Origin of the sequence: Paraburkholderia terricola, from assembly GCF_003330825.1 — a bacterium.
Classification (GTDB): domain Bacteria; phylum Pseudomonadota; class Gammaproteobacteria; order Burkholderiales; family Burkholderiaceae; genus Paraburkholderia; species Paraburkholderia terricola.
On record NZ_CP024941.1, the window covers coordinates 1332815 to 1358525 of the forward strand.

21 protein-coding genes are annotated in these 25711 nt (G+C 65.2%); 15 read left to right on the top strand and 6 right to left on the bottom strand.

All coding sequences use genetic code 11. From position 1 onward, the window contains the following. Positions 1–11: 11 nt before the first annotated feature. Entirely contained in the window at positions 12–329 is a 318-nt protein-coding gene (locus tag CUJ90_RS05960; protein WP_083083328.1) for a helix-turn-helix domain-containing protein, read from the top strand. A gap of 82 nt (positions 330–411) precedes the next feature. Here CUJ90_RS05960 and CUJ90_RS05965 read toward each other — a convergent pair whose 3' ends face one another. Next, positions 412–1161, bottom strand: coding sequence for an SDR family oxidoreductase (locus CUJ90_RS05965; protein WP_114162188.1), 750 nt, complete (start codon positions 1159–1161; stop codon positions 412–414). 266 nt (positions 1162–1427) lie between these two features. On the opposite strand from CUJ90_RS05965, the gene CUJ90_RS05970 reads away from it, so the two are divergent. Beyond that, on the top strand, positions 1428–2570 hold the full coding sequence (locus tag CUJ90_RS05970) for a BMP family ABC transporter substrate-binding protein (RefSeq protein ID WP_114162189.1): 1143 nt from the start codon (positions 1428–1430) through the stop codon (positions 2568–2570). Positions 2571–2617: 47 nt separating this feature from the next. After that, positions 2618–3160, top strand: a complete 543-nt coding sequence (locus tag CUJ90_RS05975) for a nucleoside deaminase (protein ID WP_208645239.1) — start codon at positions 2618–2620, stop codon at positions 3158–3160. 94 nt (positions 3161–3254) lie between these two features. Here the strand turns inward: CUJ90_RS05975 and CUJ90_RS05980 are convergent, their stop codons facing one another. Next, positions 3255–3848, bottom strand: a complete 594-nt coding sequence (locus tag CUJ90_RS05980; RefSeq protein WP_114163463.1) for a lysozyme inhibitor LprI family protein — start codon at positions 3846–3848, stop codon at positions 3255–3257. Positions 3849–4065: 217 nt separating this feature from the next. Here CUJ90_RS05980 and CUJ90_RS05985 point away from each other — a divergent pair, with 217 nt between their 5' ends. The 7 genes from CUJ90_RS05985 to CUJ90_RS06015 all read left to right on the top strand — a co-directional run bounded on the left by CUJ90_RS05985 (position 4066) and on the right by CUJ90_RS06015 (position 11070). After that, positions 4066–4872, top strand: coding sequence for an SH3 domain-containing protein (locus CUJ90_RS05985; RefSeq protein WP_114162190.1), 807 nt, complete (start codon positions 4066–4068; stop codon positions 4870–4872). Between the two features lie 183 nt (positions 4873–5055). After that, positions 5056–7365: a putative bifunctional diguanylate cyclase/phosphodiesterase gene (locus CUJ90_RS05990; protein WP_114162191.1), complete on the top strand. Its 2310-nt coding sequence runs from the start codon at positions 5056–5058 to the stop codon at positions 7363–7365. A gap of 224 nt (positions 7366–7589) precedes the next feature. Further along, positions 7590–7778 carry a hypothetical protein gene (locus tag CUJ90_RS05995; RefSeq protein WP_073427696.1) on the top strand — a complete coding sequence of 63 codons (189 nt, stop codon included), beginning with the start codon at positions 7590–7592 and terminating at the stop codon, positions 7776–7778. Positions 7779–7915: 137 nt separating this feature from the next. After that, positions 7916–9316 (top strand): FAD-containing oxidoreductase, encoded by a 1401-nt coding sequence (locus CUJ90_RS06000; protein ID WP_114162192.1) that lies wholly within the window; start codon positions 7916–7918, stop codon positions 9314–9316. 58 nt (positions 9317–9374) lie between these two features. Next, complete coding sequence (locus CUJ90_RS06005) at positions 9375–9725, top strand: cupin domain-containing protein (RefSeq protein WP_114162193.1); 351 nt, start codon at positions 9375–9377, stop codon at positions 9723–9725. Positions 9726–9909: 184 nt separating this feature from the next. Continuing rightward, the gene (locus tag CUJ90_RS06010) at positions 9910–10485 is read left to right on the top strand and encodes a TMEM175 family protein (protein WP_114162194.1); all 576 of its coding nucleotides are present in this window, start codon (positions 9910–9912) and stop codon (positions 10483–10485) included. Between the two features lie 96 nt (positions 10486–10581). After that, entirely contained in the window at positions 10582–11070 is a 489-nt protein-coding gene (locus CUJ90_RS06015) for a metallophosphoesterase family protein (RefSeq protein WP_114162195.1), read from the top strand. Between the two features lie 76 nt (positions 11071–11146). Here CUJ90_RS06015 and proP read toward each other — a convergent pair whose 3' ends face one another. Then, the gene (proP, locus tag CUJ90_RS06020) at positions 11147–12649 is read right to left on the bottom strand and encodes a glycine betaine/L-proline transporter ProP (RefSeq protein ID WP_244220009.1); all 1503 of its coding nucleotides are present in this window, start codon (positions 12647–12649) and stop codon (positions 11147–11149) included. Between the two features lie 647 nt (positions 12650–13296). Between proP and CUJ90_RS06025 the strand changes: the two genes are divergently transcribed. Continuing rightward, positions 13297–13599 carry a DUF1330 domain-containing protein gene (locus CUJ90_RS06025; RefSeq protein ID WP_083083335.1) on the top strand — a complete coding sequence of 101 codons (303 nt, stop codon included), beginning with the start codon at positions 13297–13299 and terminating at the stop codon, positions 13597–13599. A gap of 83 nt (positions 13600–13682) precedes the next feature. Here CUJ90_RS06025 and CUJ90_RS06030 read toward each other — a convergent pair whose 3' ends face one another. Together CUJ90_RS06030 and argA are read right to left on the bottom strand one after the other, a co-directional pair. Beyond that, complete coding sequence (locus CUJ90_RS06030; protein WP_073427523.1) at positions 13683–13958, bottom strand: oxidative damage protection protein; 276 nt, start codon at positions 13956–13958, stop codon at positions 13683–13685. A 56-nt stretch (positions 13959–14014) separates the two neighbouring features. Beyond that, complete coding sequence (gene argA, locus CUJ90_RS06035; RefSeq protein ID WP_073427524.1) at positions 14015–15403, bottom strand: amino-acid N-acetyltransferase; 1389 nt, start codon at positions 15401–15403, stop codon at positions 14015–14017. 23 nt (positions 15404–15426) lie between these two features. On the opposite strand from argA, the gene hrpA reads away from it, so the two are divergent. Beyond that, positions 15427–19629, top strand: coding sequence for an ATP-dependent RNA helicase HrpA (gene hrpA / locus CUJ90_RS06040; protein WP_114162196.1), 4203 nt, complete (start codon positions 15427–15429; stop codon positions 19627–19629). Between the two features lie 198 nt (positions 19630–19827). On the opposite strand, the gene CUJ90_RS06045 is transcribed toward hrpA, so the two are convergent. After that, positions 19828–22758, bottom strand: a complete 2931-nt coding sequence (locus tag CUJ90_RS06045) for a YadA family autotransporter adhesin (protein ID WP_244219981.1) — start codon at positions 22756–22758, stop codon at positions 19828–19830. Here CUJ90_RS06045 and CUJ90_RS33165 point away from each other — a divergent pair. From CUJ90_RS33165 to CUJ90_RS06055, 3 genes are all read left to right on the top strand, one after another. Then, positions 22742–22930, top strand: coding sequence for a hypothetical protein (locus CUJ90_RS33165; protein WP_244219982.1), 189 nt, complete (start codon positions 22742–22744; stop codon positions 22928–22930). The genes CUJ90_RS06045 and CUJ90_RS33165 overlap by 17 nt on opposite strands. A 515-nt stretch (positions 22931–23445) precedes the next feature. Further along, on the top strand, positions 23446–24465 hold the full coding sequence (locus CUJ90_RS06050; protein ID WP_073427527.1) for a YVTN family beta-propeller repeat protein: 1020 nt from the start codon (positions 23446–23448) through the stop codon (positions 24463–24465). A gap of 33 nt (positions 24466–24498) precedes the next feature. Beyond that, complete coding sequence (locus CUJ90_RS06055) at positions 24499–25497, top strand: sterol desaturase family protein (protein ID WP_114162198.1); 999 nt, start codon at positions 24499–24501, stop codon at positions 25495–25497. Positions 25498–25711 lie beyond the last annotated feature (214 nt).

The following is a 25711-nucleotide window of genomic DNA, read 5'->3' on the forward strand; positions in this document are numbered from 1 at the left end:
GAGGAGACACGATGGAAGAAAGCGAAAACGATGAACTCGATCCGGTGCTGGTCGCCGTGCTGGCGCAACTGTGGCGCGCGCACCGGGAAACGCCCGGCGGCGCATGGTCGCTCGCCAGATTGTCGAAGCAGGCGGCCGTGCCGATGAGCGGCTTGCGCCGGCAGTTGACCGCCCTGGTCGATGGCGGTCTGGTGGATACCACCTTCAACGAGGAAGGCACGGGCACGGCGCGCTTGAGCGAACTCGGCGCGGGCCTGTGCGCCGAACTGTTCGGCGATGGCGAAGCGCCGGACGAGGATCAGGCCGACCCGGCGCCACGGCTTCACTAAGCGCTCGGGCGGCCTGAGCCGCGCCGCCACCGGCAGGCATCGCATATCGACCCTGCCGGGGCCGCCCGCGCCGTGCGCCGCCTTAAAGCTGACTCATGCCGCCATCGGCGATGATTTCCGTGCCGACGATGAACGCCGATTCCGGCGCCGCCAGATGCAGCACGGTCGAGGCGATTTCCTCCGGCGTGCCGAAGCGGCCGACCGGCACCTGGCTGAGAATCTGCGCGGCGGTGGCTTCGAGCGCGGCGGCGTCGAGACCGAGCTTGCCGTAAAGCGGCGTCTGCACCGGCCCTGGGCTCACCACGTTCACGCGCACGCCTTGCGGCAGCAATTCCGCCGACAGCGTCTTCGCGAGCGAAATCACCGCGGCCTTGCTCGCCGCATACACCGACGATCCCGGCATGCCGATATGCGCATTGATCGAGCCGTTGATGACGATCGAGGCGCCGCGATTGAGCAGGGGCAGCAGCGCCTGAATCTGGAAATAGGCGCCCTTCACGTTGGTGTTGAACATCGCATCCCAGAAGGCTTCCTCGACATCGGGGAAGGACGCGAAGTTCGCGGTGCCCGCGTTCACGAACACCGCGTCGAGCCGGATGCCGGCGGCGCCGATCGCGGCGGCCAGTTCATGGGCCGCGGCAACGGAGCCGGCGTCGTTGCGTACGGCCACGGCGTTCGCGCCGAGCGCGGCTTTCGCGGTGTCGAGCGCATCGGCATCGCGCCCGGTGATGACGACGCGTGCGCCTTCGTCGGCGAAGGCCCTGGCGGCCGCGAAGCCGATGCCGCTGCTGCCGCCGGTGACGAGGATCGATTTACCTTGGAAGCGAGTCATTTGATTTCTCCGAAAGAGTGGAAACGGGTTGATGTACGGATAGTGCGCTTCGGGCGGGCGCTTGCCGTACCACTTTGCCGATGTACCCGTTCGACGGAATCGAACGTGTTTGCCCGCGATCAGCATACGCGCCCGGTTATGGCCGGAATAACGAATAAAAATTTTGCCGCTGAAATTGACCTTCGAATATGGCCCCCTATGCTGGAGCCTTGCGCGAGAAGTCCCGCGCGCGGTGGCAGGCACGTTCAAACATCTTCGGAGAATCCATGAAAACAAAGCTGGCGCGGGTGCTGCATCGTTCATTGCGCATCAAAACCATTCGATCCGTTCTTGCCGCGACCGTCGCCGCGACCGTCGGCGCGACCTTGGTCCTCGGCGCCGCGACGGCGGCCGCCGCGACCGCGCAGCCGCTCGGCATCGCCTTCGTCTATCTCGGCAATCCGGGCGATGCCGGCTGGACCTATGCGCATGAACAGGGCGTGAAGGAAGTCGAGGCGAAGTTCGGCGACAAGATCAAGGTGACGCGCGTGGAGAACGTGCCGGAGTCGGCGGATTCGGAGCGCGTGTTTCGCGATCTGGCGTCCAAGGGCAACAGGATCGTGGTGGGCTCGAGCTTCGGCTTCCAGGACTTCGAGCTGAAGGTCGCGAAGGACTTCCCGGACACGCTGTTCGAACACGCGACCGGCTACAAGAAAGCGGCCAACTTCGCCACCTACGACGTGCGCACCTATCAGAGCGCGTATCTCGCCGGTCTCGTCGCCGGCTATACGACCAGGTCGAACACGCTCGGCTTTGTCGGCTCGGTGCCGGTGCCGGAAGTGGTGCGCAACATCAACGCGTTCACGATGGGCGCACGCTCGGTCAACCCGAAGGCGCGCGTGAAGGTGGTCTGGATCAATAGCTGGTTCGATCCGGGCCTCGAAAAGCAGGCCGCGGAAACGTTGATCGGCCAGGGCGCCGACGTGCTGATCCAGAACACCGATTCCACCGCGACGATGCAGACCGCCGAGCAGAAGAAGGTGCATGCGTTCGGCTGGGACTCCAACATGAAGAAGTTCGGTCCGAACGCGCAACTGGGTGCCTGCGTGAGCAACTGGGGCGTGTACTACAGCTATCTGGTGCAGCAGGTGATGGCGGGCACGTGGAACAACGCGCCGGTGTGGTGGGGGCTGAAGGAGAAAGCGATCGACCTCGCGGACATCAACACCGAGGCGGTTTCGCCGGTCGCGCAAAAGGCGTTGAGCCAGAAGCGCGAGGAGATCATCTCCGGCAAGTTCAATCCGTTCGCCGGGCCGATCGCGGATCAGTCGGGCACGGTGAAGGTCGCCGCCGGCAAGTCGCTGAGCGATGCCGAACTGCTGCGTTTGAACTGGTTCGTGCAGGGCGTGGACGGCTCGCTGCCGAAGTAACCGCTCGATCGGCCAGCCAAACCAACCCTCTTCAACGGAGATCGCCCGTGAGCCTGAGCGTCTCGACCGGGGCCGCCGCAACGGCGGCCGAGTATCCGCCGCAGGGTTTGCCGCCCACGCACGAGCAGATCGTGCGGCATCTGCGGCATGCGAGCCGGGTGGCCGAGCGGGCGACGTTGCTCGGCCACCATCCGTTCGGCGCGGTGCTGATCGGCCCGGACCAGGAAACCGTGTTGATGGAGCAGGGCAATGTCGACACGGTGAATCACGCCGAGTCGGTGCTGGCTCGCGTGGCGGCGTTGAATTTCACGCCGGCGTACCTGTGGAGTTGCACGTTGTACACGTCGGTCGAGCCGTGCTGCATGTGCGCCGGAACGATGTATTGGGCCAACATCGGCCGGGTGGTGTTCGGCATGACCGAGAAGCGGCTGCTCGATGCGACCGGCGATCATGCCGAGAATCCGACCATGAGCGTCGATTGCCGGTATGTCTTCGATCATTGCCAGAAGCGGGTCGAGGTGATCGGGCCGGTGGCCGAGGTGGAAGGCGAAGTGATGGAGGTTCAGCGCCGGTTCTGGAACGGCAGATAGCGGTTCCTCTTCGGCTTCAACCGCGGTTGGGTTAGCCGTGCCTGCCGTGCGGGCATGGTTGCAGGGCAAGCAGGCACCAGCACGCTATCTCGGCTTATTGCGCGGCTCCATCGCGCATCTGCGTTCGCGTTTGCGTTTGCGTTTCTATCGGCGAGAGCATCGCCACGCCGCAAAACCAGTCGCCGCCGTGCGGCTTGTACTGCCACTGGCCGGTCTTCTCCCGGAGCAAGGTCGGGCACGGCTCGTTCACCACGATCCCAGGACTTGCCGCCGTGCATTGAAGCATCGCGGTTTCGGTCGGTTGCGCGGCCGGCATCGGCGGTTTGCGCCGGGTGCCCGGTTCGGCGGGTGCGGCCGGCGTTCCCGTCCGCATGCTTTCGAGCAGCCGCCGCAGTTCCTCGATGCGCGTCGAATACCACGTCCCCAGACAATCCGCATCGCGGCAATTCGCTTCCCGCCACGTCCACTTGCTGTCGCTGTCGGTGCGAAAGGCCCGCCGGTCGACGATTCCGCGCCGCGCTTTCCAGTACAGTTGCCCCAAGGTGTCGTCGAGCTTCGAGAGCGCGGGATCGTTGCATATCATTTTCTCGGTGAGCGAGCGCCCCTTGTTGCAGTCGAAACTGGTGGCGTCGGCGTGCGGATGCGTGAGCGTCAGCACGGCGATAAGAAGCGGGCGGAAGATTTTCATGGCGGTCCCGGTGTTGCATGGTTGTTTCATGCAATGGATGATCGGCCGGGACGCCTCGATGCAGAGGCCCGAAAAACGCATGACTTCGGATGAGTGGTTACCAAATCTTGCGCCGTGGGGGCGGCGCGCCTGGGTCTGTCTCAACGGGAACAGCACCGGGACAGCACCGGGGCACAGAGCGGGCCGCGCGAGCGCGGTCCGCAAAACGGGAGCAAGAATGAAACAACACCTCGTTCGATGTATCTGCATGGCGGCCGGTTTGCTGGCGCTGCCGGCCGCGGTCTGCGCGCAGTCGCAGGCCTATACCAACGGCCCGGTCAACGTGCGCGCCGGCCCCGCGCCGGATTACCCGATCGTGACGCAGTTGCCAGGCGGCGTGCCGGTGAGCGTGATGGGCTGCCTCAGCAACTACGAATGGTGCGACGTCGCCGCGCCGAACCTGCGCGGCTGGGTGTATGCGGCGCGGCTCAGTTATCCGTATCAGGGCAGCAATGTGCCGCTGATCAATTACGGCCTGGTGATCGGCCTGCCGATCGTGACGTTCTCGATCGGCAGCTACTGGGGCAATTATTATCGCGGCCGGCCGTGGTACGGCCAGCAATCGCGCTGGGTGCATCATCCGCCGCCGCCGCCGCCTCGACCGGGCGCCGGACGGCCACCGGGCTGGCGTCCGTCGGGCGGGCCGCCGCCGGGACATTCAGGTGGGCGTCCGCCGGGAGATCGGCCACCGGGGCACGTGGGCGGGCGTCCGTCTGGAGATCGGCCACATGGGAACGTAGGCGGGCGTCCGCCGGGCGGCTCGCCGCAAGGGCATGGGGTCGGGCGTCCATCCGCAGATCGGCCACAGGGGAATGCGGGTGGCCGTCCGCCGAGCGGCCAGCCAAGGGAGCAAGCTGGCGGACGACATCAGGCCGAGCCATCGGGCAACCGGGGCGGCGGGGGCGGGCGTCCACAAGGCGGTCCGCCGCCGGGCGGCGCGAACCGGCCGCCCGGCGGCGGCAACAGCGGGAACGGCCGGCAATAACAGCAACGGCGGGGCCGGCTGGCGCTCCAGAAGCGCGCCAGCCATCCGGGCCGCCTCATGCGTCCCGCTCCGCCGTCGGCCTCCCTCGTCGTATGCATCGGGGATTAAAAGTGCACGCGGCTCGCGTAAACCCGGATGCGCCGCCTACACTGAAATGCCGATGTTCGGTTAGGGGGCGTACATATGAGCTGGAAAGCGACATCAGAGAACGCGATGGGAGCGACGCCCGAAGGCGCCTGCCATCGGCCGGATCTGGCCGAGGAGGTGTTGGCGTCCGAGCGCAGCGTGTTGCGGCTCATCACCCGCAACACGCCGCTGCCGGAATTGCTGGAAGAAGTCTGCCGCCGCGCGGAAGCGCTGCTCGGCGGAGGTGCGTCCTGTTCGATCCTTCTGCTGGACGCGGACGGCCGGCACGCGCGAGTGGGCGGCGCGCCGTCGCTGCCGGCGCAGTTCAACGCGGCGATCGACGGCGTCGAGATCGGCCCGCAAGTGGGCTCGTGCGGCACCGCGATGTTCGAACGGCGTCTGGTGGTCGCCGAAGACATCGAAACCGATCCGCTGTGGGCGAACTACCGGCATCTCGCCTTGCCGCTCGGTTTGCGGGCGTGCTGGTCGGTGCCGTTCGAGAACGACGCCGGCGTCGTGCTGGGCGCATTCGCGGTCTATCACCGCACGCCGCGCCGTCCGAGTGTGGAGGAAGAGGCGGTGCTGCGCGACATCGGCCGCAGCGTCGGCCTCGCCGTCCATCACGACACGATGGCGCGGCGCCTCGCGCACAGCGAGGAACATCACCGGATGGTGGTCGATCATCTGAACGAGGGCATCGTCGTGCAGTCGCGCTCGGGCCTGGTGCTGGCTTGCAATCCGAGCGCGCAGCGCATTCTGCGCACCGGTCCGCAGATCGTCGGGCGCAGTATCCGAACCGCGATGGTGCGCGCCTATCACGAGGACGGCTCGCTGGTGAGCGAGGCCGAGCGCCCGACCGTGCAGGTGCTGGCGACCGGCAAGCCGATGCTCGGCGTCACGATCGGGGTGGAACTGGTCGACGGCGATGTCGTCTGGATCACGGAGAACATCGTGCCGATCGTCAAGCCGGGCGAGAGCGAGCCCGGCTCGGTGCTGATTTCCTTCACCGACATCGGGCCGGTGCGCGAGGCGCAACGGCAGCTCAAGTTTCTCGCCACCCGCGATCCGCTCACCGGGCTATACAACCGCGCCTATCTGACCGAGCGCATGCGCGATCTGTTCGAGCCGGGCGGGTCGGCAGGCACGGGCGAGCTTGCGAGCGTGGCGGTGCTGTTCGTCGATCTCGACGGCTTCAAGAAAGTCAACGATACGGCGGGCCACGAAGCCGGCGACGCGCTGCTATGCAGCGTGGCGCAGCGGCTCTCGGCCTGTATCGGCCGCGACGACACGCTCGCGCGCGTGGGCGGCGACGAGTTCGTGATCGTGATCAGCGCTTATGAGAATAGCGGCCAGCTAATCGGCTTCGCGCACCGCATTCTCGACATGATCGCGGTGCCGTTCGCGGTGGCGGGCAACGAGTACTACCTGGGCGCTTCCATCGGCATCAGCCTGTTTCCCGAGGACGGCCAGGACGTGGCCACGCTGATGCGCAATGCCGATTCGGCGATGTACCACGCGAAGCAGCGCGGCCGCAACAACTTCCAGTTCTTCACCGCGGAGCTGAATCAGCACCTGCAACGCCGCTTCATGATCGAGCAGTCGTTGCGGCGCGCGCTCGCCGCCGACGAACTGAGCCTCGTGTATCAGCCGATCGTCGACAGTCATGACGGCGGCACGATCGGCGCGGAAGCGCTGCTGCGCTGGTACAACAGCGAACTCGGCAACGTCTCGCCGGTGGAATTCATTCCGGTGGCCGAGGACTCGGGTCTGATCGTCGAGATCGGCGACTGGGTGCTGACGCGCGCCTGCGAGCAGGTCGCGCAATGGCGGCGCACGCTGGCGCCGGATCTGATCGTCGCGGTGAATCTGTCGCCGCGGCAGTTCAACGACGGTCTGGTGGCGCGGATCGAGCGCTGCCTCGCGCGCTCCGGGCTCGAACCGGCGGCGCTGGAACTGGAAATCACCGAACGTCTTTTGATGAGCGACACCGATACGGTCCTGCCCATGCTGAACGCGTTGACCGCGCTCGGCGTGCGCATTTCCGTCGACGACTTCGGCACCGGCTATTCGTCGCTGTCGTATCTGAAGCGGTTTCCGCTGCATAACCTGAAGATCGACCGTTCGTTCGTCGCGGGCTTGCCGGATCATCGCGACTCCATTGCGATTACCCAGGCGGTGGTGGCGATGGCGCATTCGCTCGGCATGAACGTGACGGCGGAAGGCGTGGAGACAGCGGAGCAGGCGGCGTTCTTGCGGGCGATCAAGTGCGACAAGCAGCAGGGGTACTTCTATAGCCGGCCGGTCGGCGCGAATGCTTACGCCCGCAGCCTGTGCGACGCGCAGGCGCGGCTGGTCAACGTGTCATGAGCGCGTAGGCGGCTCGCGCCGCTATCCCGCTTGCGCGGGCGCACGTGGGCAGGCGCTGGGCAGGCGCAAGCCGCTTCCCGGCACGGAGCGCCGATTGTTCAGTTTCCCAAACAAGTGCCTTCGCGTTCGCGGTATTTATCCGCGACGTCGTTCTCCCTAGAATCCTCCCATCGAAATGGAAGTTGAGCGCGGCGCCACGGCGGTCCCGTGCGATGGGAGCCGTCATGCCAGCCTTGATCAAAAACCAGCTTTACCGGCCATCGGTGGTCTTGCCGATGGTCGCCCTCATGCAAGTCATGGTGTCGCAAGACTTCAATCTCGGCCAGGTCGGCTGGGTCATGGCGGCGCGCGGCGCGCGGGCCGCGCTGCAACGCTCGCGCGAATTGATCTGCGCCGCGCATTGCCACGCCTGAGCGCGGCGACAGGAGAATCGCGCAGTGCCGGTTCGCGGCGCAAAAACGAAAACGCGGTAAAGTGGTAAAGCGGTGACGCGACTTCAGGCGCTGGGCGTAAGATGCTACGACCTGCATCCAGCCTCTGGAGAGTTGCCATGCCACAGCACTTCGACGCAGTTGTGATCGGCACGGGACAAGGCGGCGCGCCGCTCGCCGTGCGTCTCGGTCAAAGCGGCCGCAAAACCGCGGTCATCGAACGCGCGGCCTTCGGTGGAACGTGCGTGAACGTGGGCTGCACGCCGACCAAATCCTATGTGGCCAGCGCCCGCGCGGCGCACGTGGCGCGCCACGCGTCGGAACTGGGCGTGCAGGTGAGCGGGGCGGTTAGCGTCGATCTGGCGGCGGTGAAAGCGCGCAAGGACCGGATCATCGGACAGTCGCGCGACGGCGTCGAGACATGGCTGCGCGGCGCGCACAACGTGACGGTCTTCAACGGCCACGCGCGTTTCACCGGCGCGCATGCGCTTTCCATCAGCGGGCCGGACGGTGCGCTGCTCCACGAACTCAACGCCGACGAAATCTTCGTCAACACCGGCACGCGCGCGGTCGTGCCGCCGCTCGAAGGCATCGAGCGGATTCGTTACTACACCAACTCCAGTCTGCTTGAGCTGACGGAATTGCCGAGTCATCTGGTGATCGTCGGCGCGAGCTATATCGCGCTCGAATTCGCGCAGATCTTCCGGCGCTTCGGTAGCCGCGTGACGGTGCTGGTGCGCGGCGAGCGCGTGCTCACGCGCGAGGATGCCGATCTCGCCGAATCCGTGCAGAAGGTGCTGGCGCGCGAAGGCGTCGAGTTTCGGTTCGGCGTGCAGCCTTCGCGGGTCGAGCCGCATCCGCATCGCGCGAACGAGGTGTGCATCGGCTTCGAGCAGAACGTTCCCGCGCTCGAGGCGTCGCATCTGCTGTTCGCCACCGGCCGCGAGCCGAATACCGACGACCTCGGCCTCGCCGCCGCCGGCATCGCGACGGATAAGCACGGCACGATTCCCGTCGACGGCCAGTTGCGCACCAGCGTGCCGGGCGTGTGGGCCATCGGCGACGCGAACGGGCGCGGCGCGTTCACGCATACGTCCTACGACGACTATCAGATCGTGGCGGCCAATCTGCTCGACGGCGGCGCGCGCAGCGTCGACACGCGGATCATGGCGTACGCGGTGTTCGTCGATCCGCCGCTCGCGCGCGTCGGGCTCTCGGAGGCCGACGTGCGCAAGTCGGGCCGCGACGCGTTGATCGCCACCCTGCCGATGTCGCGCGTCGGCCGCGCCCGCGAACGCGGCGAGACCGACGGCTTCATGAAGGTGCTGGTCGACGCGCAAAGCAAGCGGATTCTCGGTGCGGCGATTCACGGCATTGAAGGCGACGAAGCGATTCACACCTTCATCGACATCATGACGGCGGGCGCGCCGTATCCGACCTTGCAGTACGCCATGCACATTCATCCGACCATCAGCGAACTGGTGCCGACCTTGCTCGACGGACTGAAGCCGATGAAGTGAGCGGCGAGTGTGATCGACGAGCACCATCGACCAACAACACCAGCAGCGAGTCCATGCGATGAAACGCGCAATCCGCAGCGGCAATCTGTTCGACCACGGTGAGCCGGCAAGCTCGGACGAACGAGTCGACGCGCTCGTCGAGCGCGGCGGGGTGACCGTCGAGCGGATCGTATCGACCGGGCAGGCCAGCCCGCCGGGCTTCTGGTACGACAGCCCGCGCGCCGAATGGGTCGTGCTGCTGAGCGGCGCGGCCGCGCTCGAATTCGAGGGCGAACCGCGGCCGCATCCGATGAAGCCCGGCGACCACGTGCTGATCGAAGCGCATTGCCGGCATCGGGTCGCATGGACGAGCGAGACGGAGCCGAGCGTGTGGCTTGCGGTGTATTACCCGGACGGCGCCGCGGATTGAGCGTTGTTGCTTGCGCCGTAGATATGCGTTGTCGGTCGAGAGTCGGCGCGCATGTGTGCAAGCGGTTTGAACCCGCATCGACAAAGCGGCGCGGCATCGCCGATAATCGGCGGCGGCGCGAGCCGTCCGCGGGACGCGGGCGACGCTGTGCGCCCAACCGCATTCATCATCAGGAAACCGACCGATGGGCAAGGGACGCATCGAAGCCTTCAGCGATGGTGTGATCGCCATCATCATCACGATCATGGTGCTCGAACTGAAGGTGCCGGAAGGCCACGATCTCGCCGCGCTGCGCCCCATGCTGCCGGTGTTCTGCGCATACGTGCTGAGCTTCATCTACGTGGGCATCTACTGGAACAATCATCACCACATGTTCCATGCGGTGCAGCGGGTCAATGGCGCGGTGTTGTGGGCCAATCTCCATCTGCTGTTCTGGTTGTCGCTGATGCCGGCCGTCACGCATTGGATCGGCGAGAGCCATCTGGCCTCGTGGCCGACCGCGATGTACGGCGTCGTGCTGTGCATGTCGGCGATCGCCTATTTCATTCTCACGCGCGTGCTGATCCGCGAGCATGGCGGGGACTCGACGCTTGCCAAGGCGGTCGGCAGCGATTTCAAGGGCAAGGTCTCGGTGGCCATCAATCTGGTGGGCATCGCGCTCGCATTCGTCGTGCCGTGGGTCTCGGCGGCGCTCTATACGTTGGTCGCGGCGTGGTGGCTGGTGCCCGACCGGCGTATCGAGCACGTGCTGGAAGCGTAAGCGTGTTGCTGGCGCTCAAGCTCGCACTGGTGCCGGCAGTTTCCAACTGCGAAGCCGTAGCGAACACAACAGAGCCACGTAACTGATACTTGCGTCATGACTGCCCGCACAAAAAACGCTTCCTCCACCCGCGTCGGCCTCATCTCCGACACGCACAACCTCGTGCGTCCCGAAGCGCTGCGCTATCTCGCCGGCTGCGACGCGATCATCCACGCGGGCGACATCTGCAATCCGGCAGTGCTCGAGGCGCTCGTGAAGATCGCGCCGGTCACGGCCGTGCGCGGCAACAACGACATCGGCGAGTGGGCCGCATCGCTGCCGACGCACGCCAGGCTCGCCGTCCAGCAAGTGACCATTCTCGTCGCGCACGACATCACCGATGTGCTTGCCGATCCGCACAGCGAGGGCATCGGCGTGGTGGTCACCGGTCACTCGCACAAGCCGTCGGTCAGCGAACGCGACGGTGTGCTGTTCGTCAATCCCGGCAGCGCCGGCCCACGGCGCTTCAAGCTGCCGGTTTCGGCCGGCATGTTGATCGTCGATGGCGCGCACGCGACGGCGCGATTCGATTCCCTGCTGACATAAAAAAACGGGCCGGCAAACTTGCCGACCCGTTCTGACACATCAGTTCTCAACTACCGCGCTAGCGCGCAACCCGGCATCACGCGCGCGCCGTCGCCGCCGCTGCATAACTTTCGTCCATCTCCGCGGCTTCACGCTCGCCGCGCAGCACCGCATGCGCTTCCGCATGCGTGGCCACGCACGGGCCCGAGCCGAGGAGGGGCTTGCGCGCCGTTTCGCGCAGCGCGATCACCGAGACGATGCCGATCAGCGACGCGCCCATCAGGTAGTACGCGGGCATCATCAGATTGCCGGTGCTGTCGACCAGCCAAGCGGCGACGAGCGGCGTCGTGCCGCCGAACAGCGACACCGAAATGTTGAAGCCGATCGCGAGCGCGCCGTAGCGGATTTTGGTCGGGAACAGCGCCGGCAGCGCCGACGGCATCACGCCGGTAAAGCACGACAGCAGCACGCCGAGAATCATCAGGCCGCCGAACACCGGCAGCACCGTGCCCATGCGGATCAACAGCAGCGCGGGAATCGACAGCGCGAACAGCCCCACGCAACCGAACAGCATGACCGGCTTGCGGCCGATCGCGTCGGACAGACGGCCGGCGGCGAGCGTCATCGGCATCATCAGCACCATCGCGAGCAGCACGAGGAAGAGACCGTGCGTTTCGTTGAAGTGCAGCGTGGCCGACAGATAGCTCGGCAGATACGACAGCGCCATGTAATCGGTCACGTTGAAGATCAGCACGAGGCCCACGCACAGCAGAAGCGGCTTCCATTGCTGCGCGAGCAGCTCGCGAAACGATTGCTTCGGCAGCGACTTGTCCTCGGCTTCGCGTTGCTCCGCCTGCTTTTTGAACGCGGGCGTTTCCTCCAGCTTCATCCGGATGTACAGACCCACCAGACCCAGCGGACCCGCGATCAGGAACGGCACGCGCCAGCCCCACGACAGCAGCGCTTCGTTCGACAGCGCCGCGGTCAGCACGGCAACCGTCCCCGCGCCGAGCACGTAGCCGATCAGCGTGCCGAACTCCAGGAAGCTGCCCATGAAGCCGCGCCGCTTGTCCGTCGAGAATTCGGCGATGAAGGTGGCTGCGCCGCCGTATTCGCCGCCGGTCGAGAAGCCCTGCACGAGGCGCGCGACCAGCAACAGCACCGGCGCGAAAATGCCGATCGTCGCGTAGCTCGGAATCAGGCCGATCGCGAAGGTGCCGAGCGCCATCATGATCATGGTCATCGCCAGCACGCGCTGACGGCCGATGCGGTCGCCCAGCGGCCCGAACACCATGCCGCCGACCGGCCGCACGAGAAACGCCGCGGCGAACGTGCCGAAGGTGGCGATCAACTGCGCGGACGAACTCGACGACGGGAAGAACACCTTGCCGAGCGTGACGGCGATGTAGCTGTACACGCCGAAATCGAACCATTCCATCGCGTTGCCGAGCGCCGTTGCGCCGACGGCCCGCTTGAGGAGTGATTTGTCGACGACGGTGATGTCGTCCAGAGAGAGGCGTTGTTCTTCTTTGTGGTGTCGCCAGAAGCCGTTGCTGGAAGCGGTCAAGGTTAAAACTCCGATGACTGCGACGAAACTCATGATGCGCATGAACGTTCCGCCACGGTTGCTGGAAAAGTGCGTTTCACGAAACCCGCGATGGCGTATGCCTCGTCGCAAGGAACGAAGAAGCGGGGCGCAAAAACACAACGCCCGTGCCTCGCGGATGATTCGCGAAAAACACTCGTCTGGATCGTGCTGACTGTTGCACCTGCGTGGCCGTGGAAGGGGGGCAGGTGCATGAGGACGCTGGGTTGGCCGAAAGCTGGCCCAGGCGCCGCTGGAAGGCTTGAAACGAAAAAGGCCGGTGCTTTATTCGCCGCTGGGGAAACGCGAGGGAACCTCAGGCAGGAAAACGACCGACAAGCCTTCTTGTATAAAAACTGTTCGATTTCAACATGGCACACGCACTGCGCGCCACAATGAAAAGAAACGTTAATGAGGTGAAATGCTGTTGGAACGATGAACATGATAGCACGATGACAGAGGATCGCGCAAACCTTGGGCTCGCGGGGCGTCGAGCGAGGGCGTTCGGGAAGCCGGCGGCGCGGACCGCTGGTTGGTTCCGTAGTGAGATGGAGTGGGGGAAAACTGCGACAGGGTAAAGCTAAAAATGACTGCTGTCCTTGCCGACTACAATGGATGGGTCACAGTCGGCGGTGGGACGACACCGCGAAAAGGATTGCGCCATGACCGCCTATCTGATTGCCGATGTCGATGTCACCAACCCCGCCGTTTTCGAAGAGTACAAACGAGAAGTGCCCGCTACCGAGGCGCGCTATGGCGGCAAATATCTGGGCCGTGGCGGACTGACGAAAATTCTCGAAGGCGATTGGCAGCCGCATCGTCTCGTCATCATCGAGTTTCCGGATATGGCTTCGTTGATGGCTTGGTATGAGTCGCCCGAGTACGCCCCTCTCAAGGCGATCCGCGAAACATGCGCGAGGACGCGGATCATCGCGCTGGAAGGGACTGCGGCCGTCCCGTCGTAGCAACGTCGCCGCCGGCACAAAAAAATCCGCGCACGCGGCGCGGATTTTTCAGCGGCGCAAAAACGCCGGCAAAACGCGAAAACTCACTCCGCCGAGGGCGGCACATAACCCTGCGCCGTATCCGCGCCTTCTCCGAAAAAGAACTTTTCGGTCTGCTTCATCAGATACTGGCGCGCGCGCGGATCGGCCATGTTCAGCCGGTTTTCATTGATCAGCATGGTTTGCTGCTTCAACCACGCCTGCCAGGCTTCCTTCGAGATGCTTTCGTAGATCCGCTTGCCGAGTTCGCCCGGCAGCGGCGGGAAATCGAGACCTTCGGCTTCCTTGCCGAGCTTCGCGCATTGAACCATACGAGTCATGCTGTGCTTCTCCTGTAATCGAATGTGGGGCGGGCAGGCGCTGTATATGGGGCCGTTCAGAGCTGTTTCATCAGCACGAGCGATTTGCGCTGCCAGTTATAGAGTCTGCGGCGGTCTTCGGGCAGGTCGTCGACGGTCACCTTGACGAAGCCGCGCTTGAGGAACCAGTGCTCGGTGCGCGTGGTGAGCACGAAAATGCGCGTGAGGCCGCGCGCCCGCGCGCGTTGCTCGATGCGCTTCAGGAGCCGCTCGCCGTCGCCGGTGCCTTGTGCCTCGGGCGCAACCGTCAGGCACGCCATTTCGCCGATGCGCTCCTGCGTGTACGGATACAGCGCCGCGCAGCCGAACAGCACGCCATCGTGCTCGATCACCGAGAAATGGTCGATGTCGCGTTCGATCTGGTGACGTCCGCGCCGCACCAGCGTGCCGTCCGATTCCAGCGGCTCGATCAGCGCGAGAATGCCGCCGACGTCGTCCGGCGTGGCTTCGCGCAGGCTTTCGAGGTTCTCGTACGAGATCATCGTGCCCACGCCGTCGTGCAGGAACAGTTCGAGCAGCAGGCTGCCGTCGAGCGCGTACGGGATGATGTGCGCGCGCGCCACGCCGCCGCGGCAGGCGCGAATCGAATGCTTCAGATAAAAGCCCGCGTCGCCGGTGACTTCGCCGCTTTCATGCAGCTTGTAGGCGTCGTCGAGCGACAGTTCGCGGATCAGTTCGGCGCCTTCCTCGCCGGCTTGCATCAGGCCCGGCGTTTCGGTCAGGAACACGATCTTGTCGGCGCGCAGCGCGATCGCGGCGGCCGACGCGACGTCTTCCATCGCCAGGTTGAAGGCCTCGCCGGTAGGCGAGAAGCCGAGCGGCGAGAGCAGCACCAGCTTGCGGCTCGCGAGCGAATGGCGGATCGAATCCGCGTCGATCTTGCGCACCACGCCGGTGTGGGCGAAATCGACGCCGTCCAGAATGCCGACCGGCCGCGCCGTCACGAAGTTGCCCGACACCACGCTGATGTGCGCGTGCGCCATCGGCGTGTTCGGCAAGCCCTGGCTGATCGCGGCCTCGATGTCCAGACGTACTTCGCCGGCCGCTTCTTTCGCCGATTCGAGCGCGCGCGCGTCGGTGATGCGCATGCCGTGCGAAAATTCAGACTCCACTCCGTGCAAACTCATCTGCTCTTCGACCTGCGGTCGCGAGCCGTGCACCAGAACGATCTGGATGCCCATGGCCTGCAGCAGCGCGATGTCGGACACGAGCGCATTCAGGAGCCCCTGATGCACCACCTCGCCACCGAAACCGACGACGAACGTCTTGTTTCGGAACGCGTGGATATACGGGGCGACGGAGCGCATCCAGTCGACGAATTGCGCATGCTGTGCGAGGTTTTCCGTTGCTCCGGCGGGGGCCGGAGCGCTCGCGGGCGCGGGGACGAGGTCGGTTTGGGAATTCATGCCGGGGATTATAATGCGCCCCCATGTCGAATGTACCCAAAAGTCCCGCTGCGGCGAACGAGAATGCGGCGCCGGCCGCCGATCAGATGAATGCCGGCGACGCGAAGCGTAGCGATGCGCCGCCCACGCCAAAACCGGCGCGCGAGCCGCGGCGTGCGACGGAAGGCGCGCCGGTGTCGGCGCAGAAAAGCAAGCCGCCGCGCGAGCCACGTGCGCCGCGCGCTCAGCGTATCGTCGAACCCAACCCGATTCCGCCGATCACCTTCCCCGAGGCGCTGCCGGTCTCCGCCCGCCGCGACGAGATCGCCAAGGCCATCGCGCGGAATCAGGTGGTGATCGTCTCCGGCGAGACCGGCTCCGGCAAAACCACCCAGTTGCCGAAGATCTGCCTCGCGTTGGGGCGCGGTCTGGGCGCGGGCGGCGCCGGTCTGATCGGCCACACGCAGCCGCGCCGGATCGCCGCGTCGGCGACGGGCCGCCGCATTGCCGAGGAACTCGGCACGCCGTTCGGCGAAGTGGTCGGCTACAAGGTGCGCTTCACGGACAACCTGTCGCCGGGCGCGTCGGTCAAGCTGATGACCGACGGCATTCTGCTCGCCGAAACGCAAACCGACCCGCTGCTCAAGGCGTATGACACGCTGATCATCGACGAAGCGCACGAGCGCAGCCTGAACATCGATTTTCTGCTCGGCTATCTGAAGGAAATCCTCGTCAGGCGCCCGGATCTGAAGCTGATCGTGACCTCGGCCACCATCGACGCGGACCGCTTCGCGCGCCACTTCGGCAGCGAGGAGAAGCTCGCGCCGGTGATCGAAGTGAGCGGGCGTCTGTATCCGGTCGAGGTGCGCTATCGGCCGGTGGCGGAAGACAGCCCGGCGGTGAAGGCGGCGGAAGGCACGTCCCCGGCGCCGTCGTCGCGCGAATCGCGTGACAGGCCGAAAACTCAACGGGAATTTGGCAAGGACCGCGATCGCGATCTGATGGAAGCGATCGTCGACGCCGTCGACGAACTCTGCCGCGAAGGCCCCGGCGACGTGCTGGTGTTCCTGCCCGGCGAGCGCGAAATCCGCGACGCCGCCGAGGCGCTGCGCAAGCACCATCCGCCGCACACCGAAATCCTGCCGCTGTTCGCGCGGCTTTCCGCCGCCGAACAGGAGCGCGTGTTCCGCACCTCGAACGCGCGCCGCATCGTGCTCGCCACCAACGTCGCCGAAACCTCGCTGACGGTGCCGGGCATTCGCTATGTGGTCGACTCCGGCCTCGCGCGCGTGAAGCGCTACTCGTATCGCAACAAGGTCGAGCAGTTGCAGGTCGAGTCGATTTCGCAGGCCGCCGCCAATCAGCGGGCCGGGCGCTGCGGCCGCGTTGCGGACGGCATCTGCATTCGGCTGTACGAGGAAAGCGATTATCAGGGCCGCGTGCGCTTCACCGATCCGGAGATTTTGCGTTCGTCGCTGGCCTCGGTGATTCTGCGGATGAAGTCGCTGCATCTCACGGCGATCGAAACCTTCCCGTTCATCGAACCGCCGCCGGGCCGCGCGATCGCCGACGGTTATCAACTGCTCAATGAACTGGGCGCGGTCGATGACGATAACGACCTCACGCCGCTCGGCCGCGAACTCGCGCGCTTGCCGCTCGATCCGCGCGTGGGCCGGATGATTCTGGCCGCGCGCGATCAGCAGGCGTTGAAGGAAGTGCTGATCATCGCGAGCGCGCTGTCCGTGCAGGACCCGCGCGACCGGCCCATCGAGGCGCAGGAGCAAGCCGACCAGGCGCATCGCCGGTTCGCCGACGAACGCTCCGAATTCCTGCAGTGGCTGAAAATCTGGAACTGGTTCGAGGAAGCGATCGCGCACAAGAAGTCGAACCGGCAGTTGCAGGACGAGTGCCGCAAGAACTTCCTGTCGCAACTGCGGCTGCGCGAATGGCGCGACGTGCATTCGCAACTATTGACGGTGGTGCGCGAGCACGGCTGGCGTCTGAACGAAGCGGAGGCGACCTTCGAGCAGATCCACCTTGCGCTGCTGACCGGCCTGCTCGGCAACATCGGCCTGAAAGCCGACGACGAACCGTATTACCTCGGCGCGCGCGGCATCAAGTTTTACTTGTGGCCGGGCTCGGCGCTGGTGAAGAAGGCGGGCAAGTGGGCGATGGCCGCCGAACTGGTCGAGACGAGCCGTTTGTACGCGCGCTGCATCGCGAAGATCGAGCCCGAATGGATCGAGAAGATCGGCGCGCATCTGCTGAAGAAATCGCTCTCCGAGCCGCATTGGGAGAAGCGCGCGGCGCAGGTGTCGGCGTTCGAGCGGGCGGTGCTGTACGGGCTGCCGATCTATCACCGGCGGCGCGTGAGCTTCGGCAAGCAGGACCCGGCGCGCGCGCGGGAGCTGTTCATTCGCGGCGCGCTGGTCGAAGGCGAGTTCGATACGAAGCTCGCGTTCTTCGCGCACAACCGCAAGCTGCTCGCCGACATCGAGCAACTGGAGCACAAGTCGCGCCGTCAGGACGTGCTGGTCGACGACGAACTGATTTTCGCCTTCTACGATCAGGCGTTGCCGAAGGGCATTTACACCGGCGCGTCGTTCGAGCGCTGGTATCGCGACGAGGTGAAAAAGAGCGGCCAGCCTGAAGAGAAGCTGCGCCTGCTGTATCTGTCGCGCGACGATCTGATGCGGCATGAAGCCGCCGGCGTGACGACCGATCTGTTCCCGAAGCGCATGACGATGGCGGGCGTCGAGATGACGCTCACCTATCACTTCGAGCCGGGTTCGCCGCGCGACGGCGTGACGCTCGCGGTGCCGCTCTACGCGCTGAACCAGGTCGACGCACGGCGCTGCGAGTGGCTCGTGCCGGGCATGCTGAAGGAGAAGACGCAACTGCTGCTGAAGTCCTTGCCGCAGAAGCTGCGCCGTCATTGCGTGCCGGTGCCGGAGTACGCGGCGGGTTTCGTCGAACGGCACGGCGGGCCGCGCTTCGGCGCGGGCGGTTTGCTCGAATCGCTGATCGCGGATATTCGCGAGCAGACCCAGGTCGCGATGAAGCAGTCGGACTTCAAACTGGAAACGCTGCCGCCGCATCTGTTCATGAACTTCAAGGTTATCGACGAACATGGGCGGCAGCTCGCGATGGGACGCAATCTGTCGCAACTGCGCGCCGAACTCGGCGGGCAGGCGCAGCAGCATTTTCAGAAGATCGCGTCGAGCGCGGCCGGGGCGGCGTTGGCGGGGGCGGGCGGTGGCGGTGTCGCGAGCGCTTCGCCGGTAGCCGCTTCCGCAGGCGCCGCCGGTTCGCCGGGCGGCGGCGCACAGCGAGGCAAGGGCGCGGCGGTGAGCGGTCCCCAAACCGCGCAGCCTGGCGGCGCGCAAGGCACCGCGCTCTACGAAAAACTGACGACGTGGAATTTCGGCAAGCTCCCCGAGTTGCTCGAGATTCGCCGTGGCGGGCAGACCCTGTTCGGCTATCCCGCGCTGGTGGATCGCGGCGCGCACTGCGACGTCGAGGTGTTCGATTCGCCGGACGAAGCCGCGCGGATTCATCGCGCGGGTTTGCGGCGTCTGTTCGCGTTGCAGTTGAAGGAGCCGATCAAGTATCTGGAAAAGAATCTGCCTGGCTTGCGTGAGATGGCGATGCTGTTCATGCCGCGCGGCACCCAGGAGGAGTTGCGCGATCAGCTGATCGACACCGCGCTCGACCGCGCCTGTCTGCAAGAGCCGCTGCCTGACGACGACGTGAGTTTTCATACGCGCCGCGACGAGGGCCGCAGCCGGCTCACCTTATTGGCGCAGGAAATTTCGCGGCTAGTGGGGCAGATCCTTGGTGAATATGCGGGCGTGACCAAGAAACTGGTGCAGGCGAAGTCGTTCACGGCCGCGCACGCCGACATGCTGAATCAGCTCGATGGACTGATCGGCAAGCGCTTCGTGGTCGATACGCCGTATCCGCAGTTGGCGCATTTTCCGCGCTATCTGAAGGGGATCGCGCTGCGCGTCGACAAACTGAAGGCCGATCCCGCGCGCGAGGCCCGGCAGTTCGCCGAGTTTCAGCCGTTGTGGCAGAACTATCAGCGCGCGGTCGCGCAACGCGGCGGCGTGCTGGACCCGCGCTTGTCGGAGTTCCGCTGGCTGTTGGAGGAGCTGCGCGTTTCCCTGTTCGCGCAGGAGTTGCGCACGCCGATGCCGGTTTCGGTGAAGCGTCTGTACAAAGTGTGGGAGTCGATGCAGCGCTGATGGGGCGGCTCGCAGTCGCTCGATGCGGGCGGCTTGCGAGTATGCCGCCAGGCTTTGGCTTAAAAAACGCGCGATGGCGCTCCTTTTGAGAACGACATCGCGCGAAGGGCGCGAGGCTTGTTGTTGCGCGCCCGGGACGACAACGCTTAAACCGTCGCGATGACCGGCTCGATGCGAGCCGGCCCCGCGAATTCAGGCTTACCAGTGCATGCCGGCGCCGATCGCCGCGCCGAACTGGCCGCGCGAGTCGGTCGTGCCTTGCACCTTGTAGACCCACTTGCCCGTTTCCGACAGTTGCGAGACGCCGAGGGCCAACGCCGACTGGCCGGCATACGTGCCGCCCGCCATCGCGACCATGCCGCGACCCGGCAAGACCGCCTGCGGCAAGCCGGCCATCGCCATGGCGGACGCCGTGCCGCCGTACGAATCACGGCGGGCGGAGCGGATCTGGTCGTCGGTATAGCGGTTCGCCTGGCTGAGGGCGCCGCCGACGCTCTGCTGCAACTGATTGACGTTGACCGCGTCGGTGCCTTGCACGCCGGCTGCGACGTTGGTGATCTGACGCTCCTGCCCGGCCGCGCCGACCGATACCGTATTTGCCCGGTCCGCGACCGAACCCTGGCCTAACGCGACCGAGTTCTCGGCGCTGGCGTTGGCGCCCGCGCCGACAGCAGTGGCGTTAGTGGCGCTGGCGTTGGCGGTCGCGCCCAAGGCGGTGGCGTTGGTCGCGCTCGCGACGGCGTTTGCGCCGATCGCGACCGCGTTCGCGGCGGTGGCCTGCGCGCTCGCGCCCGACGCCAGTGAATGCGCGCCCGACGACACGGCGCCTTCGGCATCGCGATCGCCTTCCGCGCTGAAGAACGGATTGGCCGCGTTGATCACGACGTGGTTGACGATGTCGCTGACAGCGCCGCTGATGGCCGTATTCAACTGGCTGACGTTGACCGCGTCGGTGGCGTCCACGCCGTTCGCGACGTTGTGGATGACGGTGCCGCCGGCCGACGCATCGCCGAGCGTGATGCTGCTGTTGTCGACGCTGCCGTCCTCGTTCGTGTCGTACATGACGGCGCCGTCGAGCTTCGCCGTGGTGGCGGCGCCCTGATCGCTGACCGCTTTCAACTGGGCGACGTTGACCGCGTCGGTGTCGGCCGTGCCGGCCGCGACGTTGGCGATCTGGCGTTCGTTGCCGGCGGAACCGACGGAGACGGTGTTGGCGCGGTCGGCGACGGAGCCCTGGCCCAGTGCGACGGCGTTGACGGCGTTGGCGCTCGCCTGATTGCCGAATGCGGCGGCATTCTCAGCCGTGGCGCTCGCCTGGTAGCCGAACGCGGCTGTGTTGGTTGCCGCAGCGCTCGCCTGATAGCCGAATGCCGTCGAGCCTTCCTCCTGAGCCGTAGCGAGGCCGCCGACCGCCGTGCTGAAATCGCCGCTTGCCGCTGAGCCCGTGCCCGCGGCCAAGCTGGCTTGACCCGACGCCAGCGCGCCGCTGCCCATGGCGACCGCCTGCTCGCCGCTAGCGGAGGCGTCGTCGGTGCCGTCATTGGCGCCATTCGCCTTGAAATAGCGAGACGCGTTCTCGCTCGCCGCCTGCAACTGGCTGACGTTGACCGCATCGGTGGCATCCACGCCTGCCGCCACGTTGCGGATGACGGTGCCGCCGCTTGACGGATCGCCGAGCGTGATGCTGTTCCTGTTGATGCTGGTTCCGTCGGTGTCGTACATGACGGCGCCCTCGAGCTTCGCGGCGGTGGCGGCGCCTTCGTCGCTGACCGCTTTCAACTGGGCGACGTTGACCGCGTCGGTGTCGGCCGTGCCGGCCGCGACGTTGGCGATCTGGCGTTCGTTGCCGGCGCTGCCCACGGAGACCGTATTGACCCGGTCGGCGATGGAGCCCTGGCCGATGGCGACGGAGTTGTCGGCGCTGGCGCTCGCCATGTAGCCCAGTGCGACGCCGCCGGCGCCGATAACGCTCGAATACGCGCCGAGCGCGGTCGCGCCGTTGCTGTCGGCGAAGGACGACGCGCCGATCGACGTGGAGCCCGCGGTATTGGCGACGGCGCTTGCGCCGAGCGCGGTCGAACCCACGCCGCCAGCAGTGGCGCTCATGCCGACTGCGACCGCGTTCTCAGCCGTCGCAGCCGCGCTGACGCCTGCCGCGACCGCATTCGTGCCGTTCGCGACGGCGTCGTCAGAACCGGTGGCCGTGCCGTCTGCCTTGAAATAGTGCAGCGTGCCATTTTGCGCGACGGCCTCGACTTTGCCGTCGACCGCCTTCAACTGGCTGACGTTGACGGCATCGGTCCCCGCCGTGCCCGCCGCGACGTTCGTTAAGCGGCGCTCGTTCGCCGCCGAACCGATGGACACCTCGGCGATCGCCTTGGGGGCCTCGATGTCCGTCGCGCCGTTGCCGGTCGGTTGGTAACCGGGCAGAGCGGGGTCCGCCGTCGTGGTGGACCTGGCGCCCAATGCGACACTATCGATGGAGGTGGCCGTGGCCATGTAGCCGATCGCGACGGCTGAGTTCGCGATGGCCGCGGCCGCGGCGCCAAAAGCGCTCGCATAGCCGCCACGCGCTAGCGCGCCCGCACCCAATGCCATTGAGCCCGCACTGCCGACGTCCACGCTGGCCTCATACCCGATCGCGACGGCAAAGTTGGATGCGGCGTTCGCCGATCTGCCGCCGGCGAACGCGGCGGAGCCCGTGGTATGCGCTCCAAAGCCGAGTGCCGTGGACATATCGCCCATTGCCTCCGACGTGGCGCCCACGGCGACGGAACCCTTGCCCGTCGCTCTGGCGTGCGTACCCGTTGCGATTGAATTTTCTTGCACGGTAAGTGCCTGGAAGCCAGTCGCAATCGAGCCGCTGCCCCCGGCGATAGCCTCCGCGCCTATTGCAATCGTGGCGTCGTCGAGCGCTTGCGCAGTGAGACCTGCCGCCAGTGAGCGGGTGCCGTCTGCGCTCGCCCCGATACCTGCCGCCAGCGCGCCGGTTTTGGTCGCGCTCGCGTCCGTATCGGTGGCCGGATCGTTCGGGCTGGCCGTGAAGTAGATCGTCGCATGCGCCGCCGATGCCGCGCCCGCCAACGCTGCCGCGACCAGCACCGCTTGCGCGATGCGCTTCCTGCGCATGGCCGCGGTTCGCTTTTCGCCCGATATCGCAGGTTCCGGCGCCGCCAGCCGCGTGTGGGGTGCTTCACAGCAAACCAATGGGTTCTTCCTGTTCATCTTTTACGAGTCTCCGGGTATTGCTTGCGTGGACGGCGCATGGGCGCGTGTTAATGGAGAAGACTTCATCACCTGAATAAATCGTGCAAAAAATAACCCGCGGACCTTGGCTTTCATGAGTCAGCGTCTTCGGCGTTTTTTGCGTGCACGAAACACCCGCGTCACGCTCATTCGTCCACAGGGATTGGCTGTGTGGGCGATGTAGCGGCGGGATTGTCCAATCTGGCGCTGCGCAAGCGATGTCAGGTAAATCTGAAATTGGCCCGGAAAAATCGCTTTATATTGATGCCTCTTAACTTGAAAAATCTAAAATAGAGGAAATAAGGAATTGAAGAAATTATTCTTATAAATGGATTATTTTATTTGGATATTTCTTGAGTTGTATGAGCAAATCAAGACTCGACGTTTCAGCCGCGGATCCATTTTCCGCGCGTCGCAAGGAGCACGAACCCGCTGCGCCAGGCCGTTCGAGGCGCGATCATCGGAGTCAATCGCGCCCCTGTTTTTTCGCGCGCTGGATACCCGATCCACGTCAACCGCTGGCCGCGGCAAACGTTCTACAATGACAGCCGTTCTCCGAAGTGAGTTTTCATGCGCAAATTTTTCCTTCCCGGCTTGACTGCCACGTTCGCCGCGGGCGCGGCGCTGGTTGCCGCCGCAGGCCTGTTTTCCCCGGCGGCTCACGCCAACAACGTGATCGTGCTCAATTCCGGCGAAGCCACGCTGAGCCTCATCGACGAGACCAGCCGCCAGGTCGTCGGCACGGTGCCCACCGGCAAGGAACCGCATCACCTGATGGTCACGCCGGACAGTTCATCGCTGATCGTCGCCAATTCGGTATCGAACAATCTGATGTTCGTCGATCCGAAGTCGGGCCAGGTGCAGCGCTGGGTCGAAAACATCGAGGATCCTTATCAGATCGGTTTTTCGCCCGACCGCAAATGGCTCGTCACCACCGGGCTGCGTCTGGACAGGCTCGACATCTATCACTACGACAACCAGAACAAACAGATGACGCTGGCGTCGCGCCTGCCGCTCGCGGTCATGCCGAGCCACATGGCGTTCACCAACGACAGCAAGACCGTGTTCGTCACGCTGCAGGTCTCGGGCGAACTGGCCGCGATCGATCTGGCCACGCAAACCGTCAAATGGAAGATGAAGGTCGGCAAGGTGCCGGCCGGGCTATGGATGACGCCGGGCGAGAAGTACCTGCTGATCGGCATGACCGGCGCGGATTACGTCGCGGTGGTGGACTGGCGCAACCAGAAGATCGTCAAGACCATCCAGACGGGCAAGGGCGCGCACAACTTCCGGTCGCTGGCCGACGGCAAGCACGTCGCGGTGTCGAACCGGGTTGCGAGCACGATCAGCATTCTCGACGAGGACACGCTCACGAACGTCGGCGACATTGGCGGTTTGCTGCCTGGACCGGACGACATGGAGCTTTCCGCCGACAAACGCTATCTGTGGGTGACGTTCCGCTTCGCGAAGCACGTCGGCGTGATCGACCTGACCACGCGCAAGCTGGTCCAGACGATTGCCGTCGGCCGTTCGCCGCACGGCATCTATTTCTTCAATCGCGCGCCGGTCACGGCGCCGAACGGCGCCTGAACAGCCGCTAGAATGAAGTAACCGGCCAGCACCATGTTCCATCTCATCTTCTCTTCGCTCGACAGCTTCGTCTCCGCCGTGCAGACGCTGCTGTACGTCGACGTGGTGCAGCCGCTGCTGTTCCGCTTCGATCTGATGGATTACGACGAAGACACTTACGACAGCCTGTACTGGCTGATCGTGGGCGTGTTCGAGGTGCTGGCCATGTACGCGGTGCTGCGGCCGCTCGAGGCGCTGCGGCCGGTGGAGCAGTGGCAAAACCGCAAGGCGGTGCGCGTCGACGTGATCTATACGTGGATCGCCAAGCTCGGCATTCTCAACCTGTTCTTTTTCTTCGCGCTGCAGCCGCTTTTCGACAACGTGCAGGCCTGGTTGCGGCTGCACAACATCGCGAATATCGAATTCGACAATCTGTGGCCCGGCGTCACCACGCAGCCGCTCGTCACGTTCGTCATGTACCTGCTCGCGCTCGACTTCGCGGGTTACTGGTATCACCGCTGGCAGCACCGGGTCGGCGTGTGGTGGGAACTGCACGCGGTGCATCACAGCCAGCAGCAGATGTCGCTGTGGGCCGACGACCGCAATCATCTGCTCGACGATCTGCTGCAGGCGTCGTTCTTTGCGATGATCGCGCTGGTGATCGGCGTGCCGCCGTCGCAATTCGTCGTGCTGGTCGCCATCACGAATCTCGCGCAGAGCGTGCAGCACGCGAATATCCGCCTGTATTTCGGCTGGCTCGGCGAGCGCCTGCTGGTGAGTCCGACTTTCCATCGCCGTCACCATGCGATGGGTTATGGCCATGAAGGGCTGAAATACGGTTGCAACTTCGGGGTGCTGTTCCCCTGGTGGGACATGCTGTTTCGCAGCGCCTCGTGGAGCCGCGACATGGAGCCGACCGGCATCGCCGATCAACTCGACGGCCGCCGCTATGGCGACGGATTCTGGGCGCAGCACTGGCTCGCGTTCGTGCGAATCGCCAGGCGTCTTTCGTCGAAACGCGGCACCGAAGGCGGTGACGCCGCCGCCGTTTGAGCCCCACGCGATTCGAGCCCGATTCGAGCCCGATCTTCGCCCGATTCCCGCCTGATTACTCCTGCGTCACTCCTTCATCACCCGCCGCCGGTTTCCCCGGCGGCGCATCACGTGGTTTATCCTGTCCACGTTTGCGCGCGCTGCAACGCTGTTCTGACCGGCTCGTCGCGCGCTTCCTTTTATCCCATCGTTTGGTTTACCGGCACTGGCACGC